At 46.0% G+C, this 16,524-nt stretch carries 19 protein-coding genes; 16 read left to right on the forward strand and 3 right to left on the reverse strand.

Going from position 1 to position 16,524, the window contains the following annotated elements; genetic code table 11:
• Positions 1–178 precede the first annotated feature (178 nt).
• The 6 genes from BAZ21_RS06355 (at position 179) to BAZ21_RS06380 (ending at position 5,242) form a co-directional block, all read left to right on the forward strand.
• Positions 179–520 carry an iron-sulfur cluster biosynthesis family protein gene (locus BAZ21_RS06355; RefSeq protein WP_068498199.1) on the forward strand — a complete coding sequence of 114 codons (342 nt, stop codon included), beginning with the start codon at positions 179–181 and terminating at the stop codon, positions 518–520.
• Positions 521–885: 365 nt separating this feature from the next.
• Entirely contained in the window at positions 886–1,443 is a 558-nt protein-coding gene (locus BAZ21_RS06360; protein WP_068498997.1) for an SLOG family protein, read from the forward strand.
• 156 nt (positions 1,444–1,599) lie between these two features.
• A complete protein-coding gene (locus tag BAZ21_RS06365) occupies positions 1,600–3,465 on the forward strand; it encodes a rhamnogalacturonan lyase (protein WP_068498201.1) in 1,866 nt (621 codons plus the stop codon).
• Between the two features lie 173 nt (positions 3,466–3,638).
• Positions 3,639–3,872 (forward strand): hypothetical protein, encoded by a 234-nt coding sequence (locus tag BAZ21_RS06370; RefSeq protein WP_068498202.1) that lies wholly within the window; start codon positions 3,639–3,641, stop codon positions 3,870–3,872.
• Between the two features lie 110 nt (positions 3,873–3,982).
• Complete coding sequence (locus tag BAZ21_RS06375; protein WP_068498205.1) at positions 3,983–4,840, forward strand: DL-endopeptidase inhibitor IseA family protein; 858 nt, start codon at positions 3,983–3,985, stop codon at positions 4,838–4,840.
• A 156-nt stretch (positions 4,841–4,996) separates the two neighbouring features.
• Entirely contained in the window at positions 4,997–5,242 is a 246-nt protein-coding gene (locus BAZ21_RS06380) for an HPr family phosphocarrier protein (RefSeq protein WP_007428972.1), read from the forward strand.
• A gap of 88 nt (positions 5,243–5,330) precedes the next feature.
• Here BAZ21_RS06380 and BAZ21_RS06385 read toward each other — a convergent pair whose 3' ends face one another.
• Both BAZ21_RS06385 and BAZ21_RS06390 read right to left on the reverse strand, forming a co-directional pair.
• Positions 5,331–6,119: a formate/nitrite transporter family protein gene (locus tag BAZ21_RS06385; RefSeq protein WP_068498207.1), complete on the reverse strand. Its 789-nt coding sequence runs from the start codon at positions 6,117–6,119 to the stop codon at positions 5,331–5,333.
• Positions 6,120–6,205: 86 nt separating this feature from the next.
• Positions 6,206–6,988: a Cof-type HAD-IIB family hydrolase gene (locus BAZ21_RS06390; protein WP_068498209.1), complete on the reverse strand. Its 783-nt coding sequence runs from the start codon at positions 6,986–6,988 to the stop codon at positions 6,206–6,208.
• A 199-nt stretch (positions 6,989–7,187) separates the two neighbouring features.
• On the opposite strand from BAZ21_RS06390, the gene BAZ21_RS29515 reads away from it, so the two are divergent.
• The 3 genes from BAZ21_RS29515 to BAZ21_RS06400 all read left to right on the forward strand — a co-directional run bounded on the left by BAZ21_RS29515 (position 7,188) and on the right by BAZ21_RS06400 (position 8,845).
• Complete coding sequence (locus BAZ21_RS29515; RefSeq protein WP_068498212.1) at positions 7,188–7,580, forward strand: WXG100 family type VII secretion target; 393 nt, start codon at positions 7,188–7,190, stop codon at positions 7,578–7,580.
• A 40-nt stretch (positions 7,581–7,620) separates the two neighbouring features.
• Positions 7,621–7,770, forward strand: a complete 150-nt coding sequence (locus BAZ21_RS29520; RefSeq protein ID WP_256019995.1) for a hypothetical protein — start codon at positions 7,621–7,623, stop codon at positions 7,768–7,770.
• A gap of 328 nt (positions 7,771–8,098) precedes the next feature.
• Positions 8,099–8,845: a hypothetical protein gene (locus tag BAZ21_RS06400; RefSeq protein ID WP_141694946.1), complete on the forward strand. Its 747-nt coding sequence runs from the start codon at positions 8,099–8,101 to the stop codon at positions 8,843–8,845.
• A gap of 73 nt (positions 8,846–8,918) precedes the next feature.
• On the opposite strand, the gene BAZ21_RS06405 is transcribed toward BAZ21_RS06400, so the two are convergent.
• Positions 8,919–10,352 carry a hypothetical protein gene (locus tag BAZ21_RS06405; protein ID WP_068498218.1) on the reverse strand — a complete coding sequence of 478 codons (1,434 nt, stop codon included), beginning with the start codon at positions 10,350–10,352 and terminating at the stop codon, positions 8,919–8,921.
• Positions 10,353–10,730: 378 nt separating this feature from the next.
• Here BAZ21_RS06405 and BAZ21_RS06410 point away from each other — a divergent pair, with 378 nt between their 5' ends.
• The 7 genes from BAZ21_RS06410 to BAZ21_RS06440 all read left to right on the forward strand — a co-directional run bounded on the left by BAZ21_RS06410 (position 10,731) and on the right by BAZ21_RS06440 (position 16,496).
• A complete protein-coding gene (locus BAZ21_RS06410) occupies positions 10,731–11,177 on the forward strand; it encodes a tellurite resistance TerB family protein (protein ID WP_025717136.1) in 447 nt (148 codons plus the stop codon).
• Between the two features lie 27 nt (positions 11,178–11,204).
• Positions 11,205–11,798: a TerD family protein gene (locus BAZ21_RS06415; protein WP_068498220.1), complete on the forward strand. Its 594-nt coding sequence runs from the start codon at positions 11,205–11,207 to the stop codon at positions 11,796–11,798.
• A 45-nt stretch (positions 11,799–11,843) separates the two neighbouring features.
• Complete coding sequence (locus tag BAZ21_RS06420) at positions 11,844–12,419, forward strand: TerD family protein (RefSeq protein WP_010347450.1); 576 nt, start codon at positions 11,844–11,846, stop codon at positions 12,417–12,419.
• A 31-nt stretch (positions 12,420–12,450) separates the two neighbouring features.
• Positions 12,451–13,032 carry a TerD family protein gene (locus BAZ21_RS06425; RefSeq protein ID WP_010347451.1) on the forward strand — a complete coding sequence of 194 codons (582 nt, stop codon included), beginning with the start codon at positions 12,451–12,453 and terminating at the stop codon, positions 13,030–13,032.
• 101 nt (positions 13,033–13,133) lie between these two features.
• Entirely contained in the window at positions 13,134–14,396 is a 1,263-nt protein-coding gene (locus BAZ21_RS06430) for a TerD family protein (RefSeq protein WP_068498223.1), read from the forward strand.
• 26 nt (positions 14,397–14,422) lie between these two features.
• On the forward strand, positions 14,423–15,157 hold the full coding sequence (locus BAZ21_RS06435; RefSeq protein WP_068498225.1) for a TerC family protein: 735 nt from the start codon (positions 14,423–14,425) through the stop codon (positions 15,155–15,157).
• Between the two features lie 136 nt (positions 15,158–15,293).
• Positions 15,294–16,496 carry an HpcH/HpaI aldolase/citrate lyase family protein gene (locus BAZ21_RS06440; RefSeq protein ID WP_084011544.1) on the forward strand — a complete coding sequence of 401 codons (1,203 nt, stop codon included), beginning with the start codon at positions 15,294–15,296 and terminating at the stop codon, positions 16,494–16,496.
• Positions 16,497–16,524 lie beyond the last annotated feature (28 nt).

Below are 16,524 nucleotides of genomic sequence, written 5' to 3' on the forward strand. Positions count from 1 at the left end.
CTTCGGAGCGACTGGAATCGAATTTTGCAAAATCCTGACTAACAAAATGTAATGATAAGTGAGTGCAGTCACATAGATAAATAGAAAAACATGACTATAATGTGCATATAGTTTAAATTTAGTCTTTTTGGAGCTGACGGTTCCAAATACTTCACTCACAAAGGAGAGGATTCATCTCATGAGCATACATTTAGACTTGGATTCCTTGTCCGTTGAAAGGCTAGCAATGGCCCTTTCAGGACGACCGGGAATGTTCAAGTTGTTTTATGACACCGAGGATTGTGGATGCAATGGCGTACTCGTCATCTTGGTTGTCACTACGCCGAATGCAACTGATAAAGTAGTTCAGTCTGAGCCTTATTCTTTTTGGGTAGATCGGCAGCAGGAGCAGCAGTTCGATAGCAGAATGCGGCTTGAGGCAGACCCTGGTTACCCGTCGTTCAAGCTAAGTAGTGATGCTGGTATATTTAGTAGCAACATTAGAATTAAAGATATCCGCATAAAATCGTCTGAGGAGTGATATGAACTGGAAAAGAATAATCTTACCCAATTTCAAGAATATCAGGAGAACAAGTTCACCAAACGCATTATTCATAAGGAAGCGGATTTTGCTTATCGAAACGGTGCAGATACTACGTCCAGCCTGTATGTCGTTTTAACGAAAATACCAAGTGAGGATTATGCTCAGAATAGGTAATAGCAATGGGTAAAGCATCCATTCAGAACTAGCACCAAACTCCAAAAGACGAACCTGATCCAGCCCGATTGGAAGAGGTTCGTTTTTGCGTTATATTCAATTCGTTCCTCCAAAAAACGAAGTGTTTAGTGGCCTGCTCTGAAGTGGTACAATAACCTTTATGATAATCGGAGAAGGACGTTGAGATGATGAAAAATTTGCTCGTTTCGGGCTATCGTGCCCATGAATTAAATATTTTCAGCCAAAAGCACGAAGGTATTCCCTATATTAAAAAGGCCATCGCAGGCAGGCTCATTCCCCTCATTGAAGAAGGACTGGAATGGGTGATTACCCCCGGCCAATATGGGGTGGACCTGTGGGCCTGTGAGGTAGCCATTGCCCTAAAGCAGCAATATCCCCACCTGAAATGCTCTATTATGATGGCTTATCAAAATATGGAGGAAAAATGGAAGGAGGACAAAAAAGAGTATTTTCAGCAAATTTGTGATGCAGTTGACTACGTGGGAGTCGTCAGCCGCCAGCCTTATCAGGGAATATGGCAGCTCAAGGCAAGGGATGAACTGCTTTTCCGCAAAACAGACGGTTTGTTGCTCGTTTACGACGAGGATGCGGGAGAGGGCAGTCCGCGTTTTATGAAGGAGCTTGCTTTGAAGAAACAACATGCAGAAGGCTATCAATATATAAGCATCAGCTCGGAGGATATCCAAAGCATAGCGGATGAAGAACGATTATTCATGGACCTCTGATTTTTAAAGCATCTGCACGGATTTTTGAACGAAAAGGCTAAGTTTGCCTCTTTATTTTAATGTAAGCGCTATCATAAAATTTAAACAACAATAACTTATCAGTCACATAAAATATATTTATTGAAAAAAACAAACCATAAAAGGAGCCAAGGATTTATGAACAAAGGATTTCGGTATACCGCGTTGCTCTGTCTCGGTGTCATGTTGTGTGGAATGGTCACTCCGATGGATAGCCAGGTCTCTGCTGCCTCCACGAGGCAAATGGAAAAGCTGAACCGTGGAGCGGTTGCGGTCAAGGTGCCGGAGGGCGTACTTGTGAGCTGGCGTTTGTTGGGTACGGAAGCGGACTCGATCAGCTTCAATCTGTACAGAGGAGAAAGCAAGGTGAATAATACGCCGATTACATCAAGAACCAACTTTTTGGATAAGGCAGGTACGACCTCATCTTCGTACACGGTTCGTGCCGTGGTGAATGGAACAGAACAGGCCGCTTCACCTGCGGTAAAGGTATGGAGCAACAACTATCTGGACGTTCCCATCCAGCAGCCTGCGGGCGGTACAACCCCGGATAAGGTGAGCTACACGTACCAGGCGAATGATGCCAGCGTAGGGGATCTGGATGGGGATGGCGAGTATGAGATTGTGTTGAAATGGGACCCTTCCAATGCCAAGGACAATTCGCAATCCGGCTATACGGGAAATGTATTTTTGGACGGCTACGAGCTGGATGGAACACGCAAATGGCGAATCGATCTGGGACGGAACATTCGCGCTGGAGCGCACTACACGCAATTTCTCGTCTATGATTTTGATGGTGATGGCAAAGCGGAAATTGTATGTAAAACAGCAGATGGCACGGTGGATGGAACAGGTGTAAAAATTGGTAATTCTTCTGCTGACCATCGCAACGCCAATGGGTATATTTTGGCAGGTCCCGAGTTTTTGACCGTCTTCTCGGGCAATACAGGAAAAGCTCTCAGCACGATTGACTATGTGCCGCCGCGCGGATCGGTATCCAGCTGGGGAGATAATTATGGCAACCGTGTGGATCGTTTTCTGGCCGGGGTTGCTTATCTGGATGGGGTACGCCCCAGCATTGTGATGGCACGGGGCTATTACACCCGGACGGTTCTGGTCGCGTATGATTGGCGCAATGGAAGCTTGAGTCGCCGCTGGACCTTTGACAGCAACAGCTCCACCAATGCCGGGACAGCTGGACAGGGAAATCATAGCTTGAGCGTGGCGGATGTGGATGGAGATGATAAGGATGAGATTGTGTACGGCTCGCTGGTGGTGGACGATAACGGAGCGAAGCTGGCAAACACGGGGATGGGGCACGGCGATGCACTTCATGTCGGCGATTTGGACCCGGATCGTTCCGGCTATGAAGTGTTTAAGGTAAATGAAGACAAGAATGCCACCTACGGCGCTGCTATGTACGATCCACGCAATGGCAACATTTTATGGGGCGTAAATACAGGCAAGGATACCGGAAGAGGCATGTCGGCAGACATTGATCCGCGTACAAAAGGGAACGAGCAATGGGCGCCGGGGATCGGCGTGCGTTCGGCTAAAGGAGCGCTGATTACAAATACACTGCCGTCCTCCATTAACTTTGGCATTTGGTGGGATGGCGATCTGCTGCGTGAACTGCTGGATCATACCTCCTCAAGCGCCGGTAAAATCGACAAGTGGAACTATACCAACTCGACCACTTCCAATTTGCTTACGGCGACAGGAACCAGCTCTAATAACGGAACGAAAGGCACACCGTCGTTGCAGGCCGATCTGTTCGGTGACTGGCGTGAGGAAGTCATTTGGCGCAAAAGTGACAATTCGGCACTGCGAATCTACACAACACCATACGAATCAGAACACCGATTCTATACACTTATGCATGATCCGGTATACCGCCTAAGTGTGGCCTGGCAGAACGTAGCCTATAATCAGCCGCCACACACCAGTTTTTATCTGGGAGAAGGGATGTCCAAGCCGCGGCAGCCGAATATATACACTCCTTGATTACAGATCGAACTGAAATGCGAATGAACCAAAAAACGAAAGAGCTTCGGGGTATCGGAGCTCTTTTTGTTATGTTTTTCCATATCATGCAAAAGAGAACGTATGATTTCTTAAGAAATGGGAACATTAGTTCCTATTAGTAGAACATACGCATGAAAAAGGAGGCGGGATATGTGACTTCTCTGACGACCGAAGGCATGATTGAGCTTGTAACCAATGTTGGATTCCCTGCTGCGTTAAGTCTGATTCTGTTAAAATATATTCTGGTCACCCTCAGCCACAGATTGGAGCAGCTTGACCGATCTGTTAAGCAACTGTCACAATCCTTGGAAGAGATGGAGGCAAAGCGAGCCAAGGAGCCAGAAGAGCCGTGCAGGGGAAATACGGACAAGCTTCGTGCTGAATGAGCAAATAAAGGAAAATAGAAACAATTTAGCAACCCAATCACGACGCGGGATTCTTATAATAGAAACGTGTGCAGTTTATGCAGGCATATTTTATGGGGGTGTATATTAAGATGAAAATAAATACGAAGCTATCCGCGCTGTGCATCACAGCCACACTTATGAGCGTAGCGCAGGCCGCAGCCGCAGCGCCAGCTGTGACCGCCCCAGCGGAAGCGACGCAACCGGACGTTGCCAGTCCGGCCGCAGCAGCCCCGACCCAGGTACCAGCACCAGCAGCATCTGCGTCGGTTACGACACCGGCCCCGGCACAGGCCCCGTCTGCGCCAGCAGCGTCGATCCCGGCCGCAGTCGCAGGTTTCGCCAAAGCCGCTACACCGGCAGCTCCGTCCGCGCCAGCACCGCGTTCATCCGCGTCGGTAGCGCCAGCAGCTGCTCCAACCGTGCCGTCGACTCCGCAGCAGCCGTCAGCATCTACGCCAGCAGCCGCAGCCGCTGCGAGCGTGAAGCCAACGCAGCTGGACAAGCTGAACCACGAGAGTGCCATTCCGCTTGTGCTGGAGGCACAGTCACGTTATCTGTACGCAATCAGCGGTGGCAGCACGGTGGGTGAGTCGTTCCAACGGAACGGCAAAAGCTACCGTTACCTGTCCGAGGACATCGGCACCAAGACCAAGCTGATCAGCTATCTCACTCAGGCTTATACCAAGCAGGCGAGTGAGCAATTTGTGAGCAAATTTTTTGTTGAAATCAACGGTAAACTGGCGCAGTTAGATGCAGATGGCGGTAATTTGCTAGAGTTTAACCGGGCTACGGCGAAAATGGTAACGATGACTCCAGTGAAGCGCAGCTACCTGCTGACCGTGCCTTATCCGGCGGAAACGAAAAAGGCGAACGAAAAAATCACTGTGAACTTCGAAAAGGTCGGTAGCTACTGGAAAATCAGCACCGCACCGCACGTTATTTTTTAGATTAGCCATTTTCTAAGCCAGATATTTTTCAATTTAAGAATTTTCCAATTTAAGTATTTTCTAAAATTATAATTTTGCAAGGTTCTTCATGAATACGGTAAAGTGATGTTAGGCTTGTTTTGCAAGCTCTAATTCAACACAGAGGAGTGCTGTGCAATGATGACACCCATTAAGGTAAAAAACGTTAAGGATATTGAGAAGATCAATCAAATCGTATCCAATTATACGTATGACATCTGGATTCATGGCAAAAGCGGTATGGCAGATGCCAAATCCATTCTGGGCATGTACGTGCTGAAGTTGGATGAGCCGCTAACTCTGGTTGTACCTGATAACGTTAATCCCAAGAAGTTGTTTAAGGAGCTGGAGGAATTTATTCATTTTCCTGCTCAAGAAGCATAAGAGGCAAGATAGCACCTGTAGACACTGCATACTCTATTTTAAAGTAATGCAAAGAAGCCTGGGGATACGAACCCCCAAGGCTTCTTTTTTAATGCTCCTCCTCGTCCAGAAACGGGAGATTCACCGAGTAGTACATAACCCCCATAAGCAGCACACCGCCGACCAGATTCCCGAGCGTAACCGGAACCAGATTATGAATCACGCCAGCGACAGAGACAGTGCCTGGATGGTCTAGCACGAGCGCAATCGCGAAGGTACACATATTGGCTATACTATGTTCATATCCCGAAATGAAAAAGCAAAATACAAACAGCATCATCGCAAACATTTTCGCCCCGTTCTCCTTCATAAACATCGGAACAAAAAAGGCAAGGCAGACCAGCCAATTACACAAAATGGCCCGGAAGAACAACTGCATAGCGGGCGCTTCCATCTTGTGCTCAACCACGTTCAGCAGAAAGCTGTTCACGCTCGAGGAGTCAAATAGTCCGGTCAAATAAATAAGGAGCGCAAATACCCCGGCACCCAGCAAATTACCGCCATAGCTGGCAGCCCACAGTCGAATTACCTGCCCCCAGCGCAGCTTTTTACGGAGTGCCGCATAGGTGTAATAGAAGGTGTTGCCTGTAAACAAATCCCCGCCGCCGTAGGCGATCAAAATGATGGCTGCCCCGAATGTGACTGCCGCCATGGGATAAGTGAATGGAGATTGCTCCATGTAAAAAAAGTTGCCCGTCTTGAACGCTACAATAACGCCGAACCCGATGAACATACTTGCCAGCATGGAACGTGCCAAATACCGGAGCAGGCTTTGCTTGTAAATTTTGTATTTCTTCATAGCTAGCTGTTCGACATTGCGTAAGCCTTCCGTCTCCATTCCAAAGACAACCCCCTATTTTCTCAGATGTAAGTCTTTAAACAAACTTATTTTTCCCAAAACATATCCAATTAGCCCAACGCCTGTTAGTCTAACAAACCAAGCTTTTGCAGCCCATACAAAATGCCGTCCTCATCGGCGCGTTTGGTTACCATTTTCGCCGCGGCCTTGGCCTCATCACAACCGTTGCCCATCGCTACGCTATTATGTACAGTGGCCAACATTTCGACATCATTCAAACCATCGCCAAAAGCGTATTGATTCTCTTCGGCAATGCCCAGTCTGGATGTGATTTCACGAATACCCTTCGCCTTGGAGCCAGCGTGAGGAACAACGTCCACAGAACTCGGATGCCAGCGTACAAAATCAAAAGCCTTGAATACCGCTTCATAAAACGGTTCCTCTTCTGCCGTACACATCAGCAGCGTCTGATAGATATCTCTTCCATGGAAATAGAGTGGATCGTACCCAACCGTAAGCTTGGCCTTGAACGATTGGAGTGATTTCTTTACAAGCTCATCGTTAGGAATATTGGCCTTCATGTTCATATGATCCATATATACGATAGCATGATTATGTGTGAGGGCCAGATCCGTCATTGTCTGTAAAGCTTCTCTGTTCAACGGATTGGTAGCAACGACTTCCCCGCGCAGCACCACATATTGCCCATTAAAGCTAACATAGGAATCAATTTCCAATTGCTCGCGAATTTCCTTGAACATAAAAGGCGCACGGCCTGTTGCAATGGCGACCTCATGTCCTTGCTCTTTCAAAGCAAAGACAGCCTTTTCTGCCGTTAGCGGCATTTTCTTGTCATCGTCCAGTAACGTACCGTCGATATCAAAAAAGATAATCTTTTTGTCTGACATGTCCCAACACCTGACTTTCAATAATATTATTGTCGAAATTGACCCATATGGATTCATTATATCAAAGGAACTGCTTATGAATACACAAATACGTATAAATCCTCATGAATACCTGACTTTTATAGCTTACAATATGAAATGAGGATTATTGTAAAATAGAACGTCTATCTCCTATTTTCATAGATGGGATGTGATCAACATGACAAAAATCCAGGTCTCGCCGGAGCAACTGGATAGCGTGGCCTCTCAATTTGCCGATGCCCACGGAACGCTGTATAACCAGCTGAACGGTCTGGATCGCATAATGAACAACCTTCACAGCCAGTGGGATGGTATGGAGAGAAATCGCTTTTATAACGACTATCGGACAGCTAAATATACACTTTCTTCTGCATTAAGCAAGGTTCAATCCATTGAAATTGAGCTGAAAAGCATCGCGTCAAAGTTCAGAAATGCGGATGGCGAGAGCACACGTGGCTTCTGGACAGCTTTGGCAGCAGCGATGAATTCTAGTGCATCGCCGACGGATAACGAAGAAGATGAAAGTTCCACTGGCGACGCCGCCAAGCGGACAAACCATCCGGACGAATGAAAAGAGGGGCAGCTGCGGATCAATATGAGGACCCGGTTACTTGCACAGATTACAATACAATGCAGGAGAAACCTCCAAGATCACATCCGATTCCCTCGTGGCCGTCACCGAGCTGACAGGTAAAGATGGAACCAAAACGGATATTTCTATAGATAAACCCATACCCAATCCGCCGGAGAACACACTCTAGGTAAAACGGCCCAGATCGTCACCGGATATGGAATAGGTCTTATTTTGTCGTGTGGGACAGGCGTTGGTGGGCTGGATCATATACCATCTACAGTCTTTTTTCTGGAACAGATGAGCGGCAGTTGGAAACTGTAAAGCTCGCTAACCGGAGAAGTCTGTAGATTTTTTTGTTTACTGAATTTTTCTGAAAACCGATATATAAAATGAAAGGATATATATCCACTTTTTTTCGTAAATATTTAAATTATTCATCGTATAAAAAGGCTATTTTCAAGGTTGAAATAAGTGAAAGTGAAAAGAACAGAGAGATCATGGCTTGGAGGAATTAATTGAAAATGATGGATGCGTTCGTTAAGCATTATCGGGAAAAGGTTGCATTTAGTGCTCTCGTATTTAGACATATGAGACTTCTGCATTTAGTTACACGTTGGAGTCTTGTTTTATTTGTTTTTTCCTCAATATTGTTAGTTGTAGGTGCTCTATTAAGTTTGCTGGCCTTGAAAATGAGTGTTGGGATGTTGAGTCTCGTTTTTTGGCTTATGTGTGCGTGTATTACGTGTATATTGGCTTATTTTTTCATAAAAAAAGCAAAAGCGATCATTAAGACACGTTATAGCATTCAGCCCAGAAAAGGGGCTTGGCAGACGAAAGAATTTTATCAGTATCAGTTCAAATGCTTCGAAAATCAACTTCATTTGTTTAACCTATACGATGAGAAGAAGCTGGAAGTTCTGATTAATTTGATCGAAAAGGAGATTGCCCGAGGAAAGCCCAAGGAATATCTCGCATCAGGTGTATACCTCGCGCTTTTTGTTCCCTTGTGGGTGCAATTTTTGACGGCTATTTACAAAGCTATACATGTAAAAGTCTTGAGTGTACCACAAGAAGTGCTCATTTTTCTTGGAATTGGTATTGGTATTCTTATTGCCATACAAATCTGGGGAGGGTACAAAAAGATGTTTGCTGAGACGGCTGAATTGTTTCAAAATAATGATTCACAGATGTTAAATGAAATCATAAAGTTGTCGGAAAGTGCTTTGCTTAAATTGAAGAGTGAAGAAAGAAAAGCAGAATAAAGTAGTTGGAGATCTTGAAGGCGCAGTGCTTCCGTTGAAATGGGAGGCTGCGCCTTTTTGTATTTTTACATCCTTATTGAGCTTCCCCGTTCAAATAACGATAAAAGGGAGCATCCACCCAGAAGTGGTAGCTTTCCACTTCTACATCTGGCTTGATCTTACGTAAGCCATCCGCAATGGAGGAAGCTCTGTCGATGAGCGAGAAAGACTGGGCGTAATAGCGCCCTGCGCTAACCCGGTTGTTCGCAATCTCCGTGTAGGCTGACCCTGGGGAAGAAAGAGAGTAATAGAGTGGTTGCCACCAGGACTGAGTGATCAGGCCGATTTGGTCTTTGCTGTTCTTTTTGGCGTATTGGTTGATGATGGTGTCAAAACGATTTTTTTGCCCGATGGTGTCGAATTCAAGGGCAAGGTCATACTCCTTGGAGTAGGCGATGTAATTACCGTTATTGATTTGTATGACTTTATAGTCTTCGGATTGGACAGGCTGTCCCCATTCTTTCAAGTATATAAAAGCCGAAGTTTTCGGTTCCAGCTGTACATTGGCTTGAATACCCTCGCTGCGAAGCAGCCCGATCAGCTGGATCGCATGCTTGAGATCACTGTGTCCATAGGTAATGGACAACTTCGGATCAAAATGGGCATCGTAGCGGCTGTCCTTGATATTGTAGCCTGTAAACAGATTTTGCTGGAGACCTGCGTCGAACAGGGCTTGTAGCTCCGGGGATTGAACGAGTATCTGTGTATCATAGGCCTGATGGATTTTAGCAAAAATATCGTCGTCCTGTACCTGACCGATGATATTTTTGTATTCGCCGTGGAATGCCAGTACACGGCTTATCACTTTGGCGACGAAGACCGGATCGGCTTGTCTGTCCGGCTGGAAGGTGGACAGCTCACTTGACGGCAGCAGTCCCGTGTCTACAGCGACCGCCAGAGCCTGCGAGGCGGACAGATTGGTATCGGCAGCTCCAGCTAACGCACGAACACCCGATTTAGTCAGCACGGCTTGCACTTTATTCACAGAGTATGTAGCAGCCAGTTCGGTCAATCCGGCGGCTTTTACGGCTATATGGATCGCATCGTTTTGTGTCAGGGGGAGCAACGGATTTACATCATTGTTATCCAGTATACCTTCTGCATACAGCGCCGCTGCTTGAAAATACAACGGGTCATTTGACTTTAAGCCTGTAAAGGCTGTTTTTTTGTCCGCAGAAGTTGTACTTGAACTGTTCAGGTTTAGCACAGTAGCAAGGGCGGCGATATATTCTCCTTTTGTGGGGGTTGAAGATAGCTGAATGTTAAAACGGTCTTGCAGATAGGTAAGCTGGTTGTCCGAATTAGCAACAGTGCTTAAAGCGTAGCTGTTTGCTTGCTGGACGACCGGGATTGACTTCTGTGCGGCATAGGAATGAACAGGGCTGGAAAAGGCAGCGATGAGTAGGGCGGCAGATAGAGGGAGCATTTTCCAAGAGGATGGTCTTAGGCTAGCAAAAGGTGCGGTCATGTGAAATTTCCTCCTCAATAGGCTATATCTATTTTGTATTATTCCTAGCGAAATACTTTAAATTTGATAGAATGATATCTTGTTCCTCTCAAACTGTCAATCTATCTAGAATAATAGGCTGAATTTTAGCTGCATATCTACTTGACCATATCTGCGCGATCCTTATGAATTTGCAATTGGGGTGTCAGGTGGTGGATAATGGAAAGGAATCTATCAACAGAAAATAGGGCTAAAGATAGAGACGATGCCTAAAAAAAGTAGATCGGATTTACCGTATTTCTGTATATAATTGTAGAAAAAGATCGTAATTCAGGTTATAGTGAAGGAAGAATTTAACTAGGATGAATTTTACCCAAATACGTAATTGTGGAGGGAAATATGAGTACATTTAAGAATTGGCTGAATACGACAAAAAAGGGACTTGGAGATCAAGTTAAGAAGTTTAAGAATAAAGATTTTATGGAAGCTGTGGTTGCGGGCTGTGCGTTGGTGGCATTTGCAGACGGTACGATTAGTCCGGAAGAGAAAACAAAAATGGCCGGATACATAAATATCAGTGAGGAATTGAAAGTGTTTGATATGGGAGAGGTCATCAACCGTTTCAATCACTATGTGGCGAATTTTGAATTTTCGCCTGAAATCGGTAAACAGGAAGCATTAAAAGCGATTGGTAAATTGAAAGGTAAGCCCGAAGTAGGCCGACTCGTCGTTGGTGTGTGTAGCGCTATTGGCGCAGCCGATGGTGACTTTGATGCTGATGAACGACGAATTGTTGCTGAAATTTGCGGCGTACTTGGCTTGAATCCGTCTGAATTTAGTCTGTAAATTTTACGGAAGGAGGTGTGTTAATTAGTGGCTGTAATTAATCTGGTCAAGGGTCAGAAAATTGATTTGACTAAAGGAAATACAGGACTAACCAAGGTTATAGCAGGATTGGGATGGGACCCGGTACAGTCCAAAGGATTTTTTGGCTTTAAGAAGCAACCCAATATTGACTGTGATGCTTCTGCCATTTTGCTGGACGCAAACGGGAAACTGACTCAGTCGGACAACGTAGTGTGTTTCCACAATAAAAAAAGTCCATGCGGCTCTGTCGTGCATTCCGGTGATAATTTGACCGGACAGGGTGACGGCGATGATGAACAGATTGCGATTGACCTGGCGCGTATTCCTGCCAATGTCGACAAAGTGCTTGTTGTTGTGAATATATATGATTGCGTAAACCGGAAACAGGATTTTGGCATGATCGAGAAAGCGTATATTCGCATTCTGGACGGTGCGAACTCCAAGGAACTGGTGACGTTCAATTTATCTGATAATTATGAAGGACTGACTGCGCTGGTCTGTGGAGAGCTCTATCGTCATAATAACGAATGGAAGTTTGCTGCAATCGGTGAAGGCACCCATGCCGAACATATTGATGTGCTGGCTGAGCGTTACATGTAATTTTAATTGCTCATACAAAACTAATAAGAAACGGGGTTCTTACTCATGGCAATTAACTTATCTAAAGGTCAAAAAATTGATTTGACGAAAACAAACCCAGGGTTGTCCAAAATTACGGTTGGTCTCGGCTGGGACACAAATAAGTACGATGGCGGTAAAGATTTTGACTTGGACGTATCCGTATTTTTGGCGAATGCGGACGGTAAAGTGGAAACGGAAAAGAACTTCGTCTTCTTTAATAATCCACAAAATGAGAACGGTTCTGTCGTTCATACCGGTGATAACCGTACAGGTGACGGTGACGGAGATGACGAGCAAATTAAAGTTGATCTGAGCAGCGTACCTGCTAACGTAGAAAAGATCGCATTTACGATTACCATCTATGAGGCACAAGAACGCAGCCAAAACTTTGGACAAGTGTCACGTGCTTATGCGCGTATCGTAAATGAGGCCAATAATGAAGAATTGGTTCGCTTTGATCTGGGAGAAGATTTCTCGATCGAAACAGGCGTTGTGGTAGGCGAACTGTATCGTCATAGCGGTGAGTGGAAGTTCAATGCGATTGGCAGCGGCTACCAGGATGGTCTTGCAGGGCTGACGCGCGATTACGGTTTGGCTTAAAAAATCTATACGAAGAAGGCAGGTATGCGGTATGACCATTAGTCTTTCCAAAGGACAACGTATTGATCTGACCAAAACAAATCCAGGCTTGACTCGTGTCGTCGTAGGTCTTGGATGGGATACCAATAAATATAGTGGCGGCGCGGAATTTGACCTGGATGCTTCGGCTTTTCTGCTGTATGAAGATGGTAAAGCGAAGGCAGCTGACGATTTTGTATTCTACAACAACCCAACCGGTGGAGCGGGGGCTGTCACCCATACGGGCGATAACCGTACAGGTGAGGGCGACGGGGATGACGAGCAAATTATTGTTGATTTTGCAAAAGTTCCAGCGAACATCCACCGTATCGGGATCACGGTTACGATTTATGATTATGAGGCACGTGCGCAAAACTTTGGACAAGTATCTAATGCTTTTGTACGGGTGGTAGATGCAGCTACGGATCGTGAAGTGCTGCGCTACGATTTGGGTGAGGATTTCTCCACCGAAACGGCCGTGGTTTTCTGTGAATTTTACCGTCATAATGCGGATTGGAAATTCCAGGCGATCGGTAGCGGCTTTGCTGGTGGATTGGGTGCGCTTGCTAAAAACTATGGCTTGGACGCTCAGTAATATCCACTTGGGGTGGTGTCCAAAGGGCGCCACCCTTTCTTTTTAAGCCATTGAATGGCGTACGCTGACACATGACAAACGGACAGAAAGGTGACACAATCATGGCTGTTATCGTAGTAAAGGGACAGAAGGCGGATTTGACGAAAACCAATCCGGGTTTGACTCATGTCAACGTAGGGATCGGATGGGAGTCCCCAGCAGCTTTGGAGCTGGATACTTCCGCATTTTTGCTGGGTCCCGGAGGGAAAGTATCGGGCGATGAGGATCTGATCTTTTATAATAATCCGACCACACCTTTTATCACATATTCAGATGGACAACAGTTCGGTGACAAGAAACAATTTTCCCTTGATCTAACCAGAATCCCTTCACATATTGAGAAGATTGCGTTTACGCTCACTATTTATGATGCGGATCAAAAACGGCAAAATTTTGGACAGGTTCAAGGCGGATTTATACGTTTTGCTCATCCGGTTAGCGGAGAGGTTTTGCGCTTTAATTTGGACAGTGGATTTACAGTCGAAACGGCCATTGTTATAGGTGAACTGTACCGCCATAACGGTGAATGGAAATTTAACGCGATTGGTGCGGGTTTTTCCGGTGGATTGGATGCGTTGTGTGGAAATTTCGGAATCGAAGTGGAAAATAATCCGGCTCCTCCGGCGCCAGTTCCTACACCACCTCCAGTTCCTCAGCCAACACCGCCGCCGGCTCCTCCCGCTCCAAAGCCAGAGCCATCTGCAACTCCGGTGAATCTGAATTTGCGGAAAATTGAACTGAAGAAAAAGGGCGATACCATTAATCTGAAGAAGGGCTCCAGTGGTGGATTAGGTGAAATCCTGATCAACCTGAACTGGAATCAGGTGCAGCAGAGCAAGGGCTTTTTCAGTCGGGGCTCCAAGGGTGTCGATCTGGATCTGGGCTGCTTGTATGAGATGAAGAACGGAGATAAAGGTGTCGTTCAGGCGCTCGGAGAAGTTTTCGGTTCTCTGAATCGCTTCCCGTACATTGCCCTGGATGGCGATGATCGTACAGGTTCTGTGAAAACAGGGGAAAATCTCCGCATTAATGGCGCTAAAATTTCTGAGATCAAGCGAATTTTGGTATTCACGTTCATTTATGAAGGAGTCACGAACTGGTCACAAGCGGACGGGGTGGTCACGCTGTACCAGAAGGATGGACCGGACATTATCGTTCATCTGAATGAACATGACAACCGCAAAGGAATGTGTGCAATTGCCATGATCCAAAATGTGAACGATGAAACGTTCAGTATTGAGAGACTCGTGCAGTTCTATGGCGGACATCGTGAGTTGGACCGTGCACATAACTGGGGCATGCGCTGGTCGCAGGGGAGTAAATAAACTGAATTATCGGAGGCACTCTTTTCATGTTGAATGATTTATTTCGAAATATCAGCGAGAACTACGGTCACTTCTTTTCATGGAGTGATGTTGTAGCTACGCTTACTGACCCGGTGAGCTGGGGGATTATTGGTACGCTCATTTTGCTGGAAGGTCTTTTGTCGGCGGATAATGCCTTGGTTCTCGCGGTTATGGTTAAGCATTTACCGAAGGAGCAACAGAAGAGAGCCTTATTTTACGGGATTTTGGGTGCCTATATATTTAGGTTTCTGGCCATTGGCTTGGGTACATTCCTCATCAAGTTCACGTTAATCAAGGTGTTGGGTGCGGCCTATCTTCTCTATATTGCTTATAAGGGTTTATTCAAATCCGAAGCAGAAGGAGAAGTGAAAAACAAGGCTACTTCCTTCTGGAAAACGGTATTAATGGTCGAACTGATGGATATTGCCTTCAGTATTGACAGCGTCATTGCCGCTTTTGGTGTGAGCGAGAAAGTATGGGTTTTGTTCCTGGGTGGTATTCTTGGCGTTCTGATGATGCGTGGTGTTGCTCAAGTATTCCTCAAGCTCATTGATAAATTTCCGGAACTGGAACAGACAGCCTTTATATTGATCGCCATTATTGGAGGTAAAATGCTGGCTGCTGCTTTTGGCCTTCATATGCCGCAACTCTTGTTCTTCGGCATTTTGATCGCCGTCTTTGTAGGTACGATGGTTATGAGCTCGGCAAAAAGAAAGAAAAAGGCCGACAAAGAGGCTTAATGTACAAAGTATAGCGAAATCCCTCCTGAACTAAAGGGGGGATTTCTTTTATACCCGAGGCACAGGGCTTCAGTCAGGCAAGAAACAGGAGGAGGAGAAGGCCCTGAAATATTTTAATGATTTGACCTTTGAGGAAATGGACGCGATCTTTTGTACGCCGCCGTCGGAGTTTCATAACCGATCTCCCAAAAGTATATTAGCATATGCGGTAGGAGCGGCTTTGTATATGCCCGCGACCCGCTCGGAGGTAGCGGAAGAGATCAAAAACGGAAAACACGAAGGATTAACGACGGTCATGCTGGATTTGGAGGATGCTATAGGAGATCAGCAGGTCGGACAGGCGGAACAGTCACTGGCGCAGCAGTTGCTTCAGCTCATGTCGTATGTACGGACAGGTGTGATGAGTGAACAGAGTATGCCGCTGCTGTTTGTACGTGTGCGTTCTGTGGAACAGCTGGAACGGCTGCTGAGCGGGTTAGGAGAATCATTGATACTGCTGACCGGCTTTGTTTTGCCCAAGTTCTCTTCTGATAATGGACGGGCGTATTTTGCACTTCTTGCCGAATATAACCGGAGTAGGGGCACGAATGCTGACATTCCTGTATTGTATGGTTTACCAATTCTCGAAAGCTCCAAAATCATTTACCGGGAAACGCGCTGGAAAGAGCTACTGGAGATCAAAGCGATTTTGGATGAGTATCAAGAGTATGTACTGAACGTTCGCATTGGGGCAACCGATTTCTCCAGCCTGTTTGGCTTGAGACGTAGTCCGGAAATTACAATCTATGAAATTGCCGTCATTCGCGATTGCATTGCGGATATTATTAACTTGTTTGGACGGGTGGGCTCGGATTATGTCATTTCCGGTCCTGTATGGGAATATTTCTCTCATCGGGAACGTGTATTTAAGCCTCAATTAAGAGTGTCGCCTTTCGAAGATGCATTTGGCAAGCAGGGACGCAACGTGCGGATGGACTTTATTTCAGATGCGATGGACGGACTGATCCGGGAAGTCATGATGGACAAAGAGAATGGGATTATCGGCAAAACGATCATCCATCCCTCCCATATTAAGCCGGTACAGGCCATGTACGTGGTGACACATGAGGAGTATATGGATGCCCTCGCGATTGTAGAGCGTAATGACGGCAGTCTGGGTGTGTTCAAAAGTACCTATGCCAACAAAATGAATGAAATTAAGCCGCACCTGAATTGGGCTCATCGTATTATTAGTAGATCAAAAGTATACGGGGTGTTACATGAACAACAACATTTTGTCAGTCTCTTACCCAAACACGAAAACACATCTGCTTCCCATCTTGGAGCAGTTCAGCGTTAAAATTACCGAGACACATAATCCATTTCAC

The sequence above is a fragment of the Paenibacillus kribbensis genome, from assembly GCF_001705305.1.
Taxonomy (GTDB): domain Bacteria; phylum Bacillota; class Bacilli; order Paenibacillales; family Paenibacillaceae; genus Paenibacillus; species Paenibacillus kribbensis_B.

What these genes read in the sequence shown, in the direction of transcription:
- BAZ21_RS06355 (WP_068498199.1), top strand. Translation starts at nt 179, where the DNA reads ATGAGCATACATTTAGACTTGGATTCCTTGTCCGTTGAAAGGCTAGCA.
- BAZ21_RS06420 (WP_010347450.1), top strand. Translation starts at nt 11,844, where the DNA reads ATGGCAATTAACTTATCTAAAGGTCAAAAAATTGATTTGACGAAAACA.
- BAZ21_RS06375 (WP_068498205.1), top strand. Translation starts at nt 3,983, where the DNA reads ATGAAAATAAATACGAAGCTATCCGCGCTGTGCATCACAGCCACACTT.
- BAZ21_RS06390 (WP_068498209.1), bottom strand. Translation starts at nt 6,988, where the DNA reads ATGTCAGACAAAAAGATTATCTTTTTTGATATCGACGGTACGTTACTG.
- BAZ21_RS06425 (WP_010347451.1), top strand. Translation starts at nt 12,451, where the DNA reads ATGACCATTAGTCTTTCCAAAGGACAACGTATTGATCTGACCAAAACA.
- BAZ21_RS29515 (WP_068498212.1), top strand. Translation starts at nt 7,188, where the DNA reads ATGACAAAAATCCAGGTCTCGCCGGAGCAACTGGATAGCGTGGCCTCT.
- BAZ21_RS06435 (WP_068498225.1), top strand. Translation starts at nt 14,423, where the DNA reads ATGTTGAATGATTTATTTCGAAATATCAGCGAGAACTACGGTCACTTC.
- BAZ21_RS06405 (WP_068498218.1), bottom strand. Translation starts at nt 10,352, where the DNA reads ATGACCGCACCTTTTGCTAGCCTAAGACCATCCTCTTGGAAAATGCTC.
- BAZ21_RS06365 (WP_068498201.1), top strand. Translation starts at nt 1,600, where the DNA reads ATGAACAAAGGATTTCGGTATACCGCGTTGCTCTGTCTCGGTGTCATG.
- BAZ21_RS06360 (WP_068498997.1), top strand. Translation starts at nt 886, where the DNA reads ATGAAAAATTTGCTCGTTTCGGGCTATCGTGCCCATGAATTAAATATT.
- BAZ21_RS06440 (WP_084011544.1), top strand. Translation starts at nt 15,294, where the DNA reads ATGGACGCGATCTTTTGTACGCCGCCGTCGGAGTTTCATAACCGATCT.
- BAZ21_RS06385 (WP_068498207.1), bottom strand. Translation starts at nt 6,119, where the DNA reads ATGGAGACGGAAGGCTTACGCAATGTCGAACAGCTAGCTATGAAGAAA.
- BAZ21_RS06410 (WP_025717136.1), top strand. Translation starts at nt 10,731, where the DNA reads ATGAGTACATTTAAGAATTGGCTGAATACGACAAAAAAGGGACTTGGA.
- BAZ21_RS06430 (WP_068498223.1), top strand. Translation starts at nt 13,134, where the DNA reads ATGGCTGTTATCGTAGTAAAGGGACAGAAGGCGGATTTGACGAAAACC.
- BAZ21_RS06380 (WP_007428972.1), top strand. Translation starts at nt 4,997, where the DNA reads ATGATGACACCCATTAAGGTAAAAAACGTTAAGGATATTGAGAAGATC.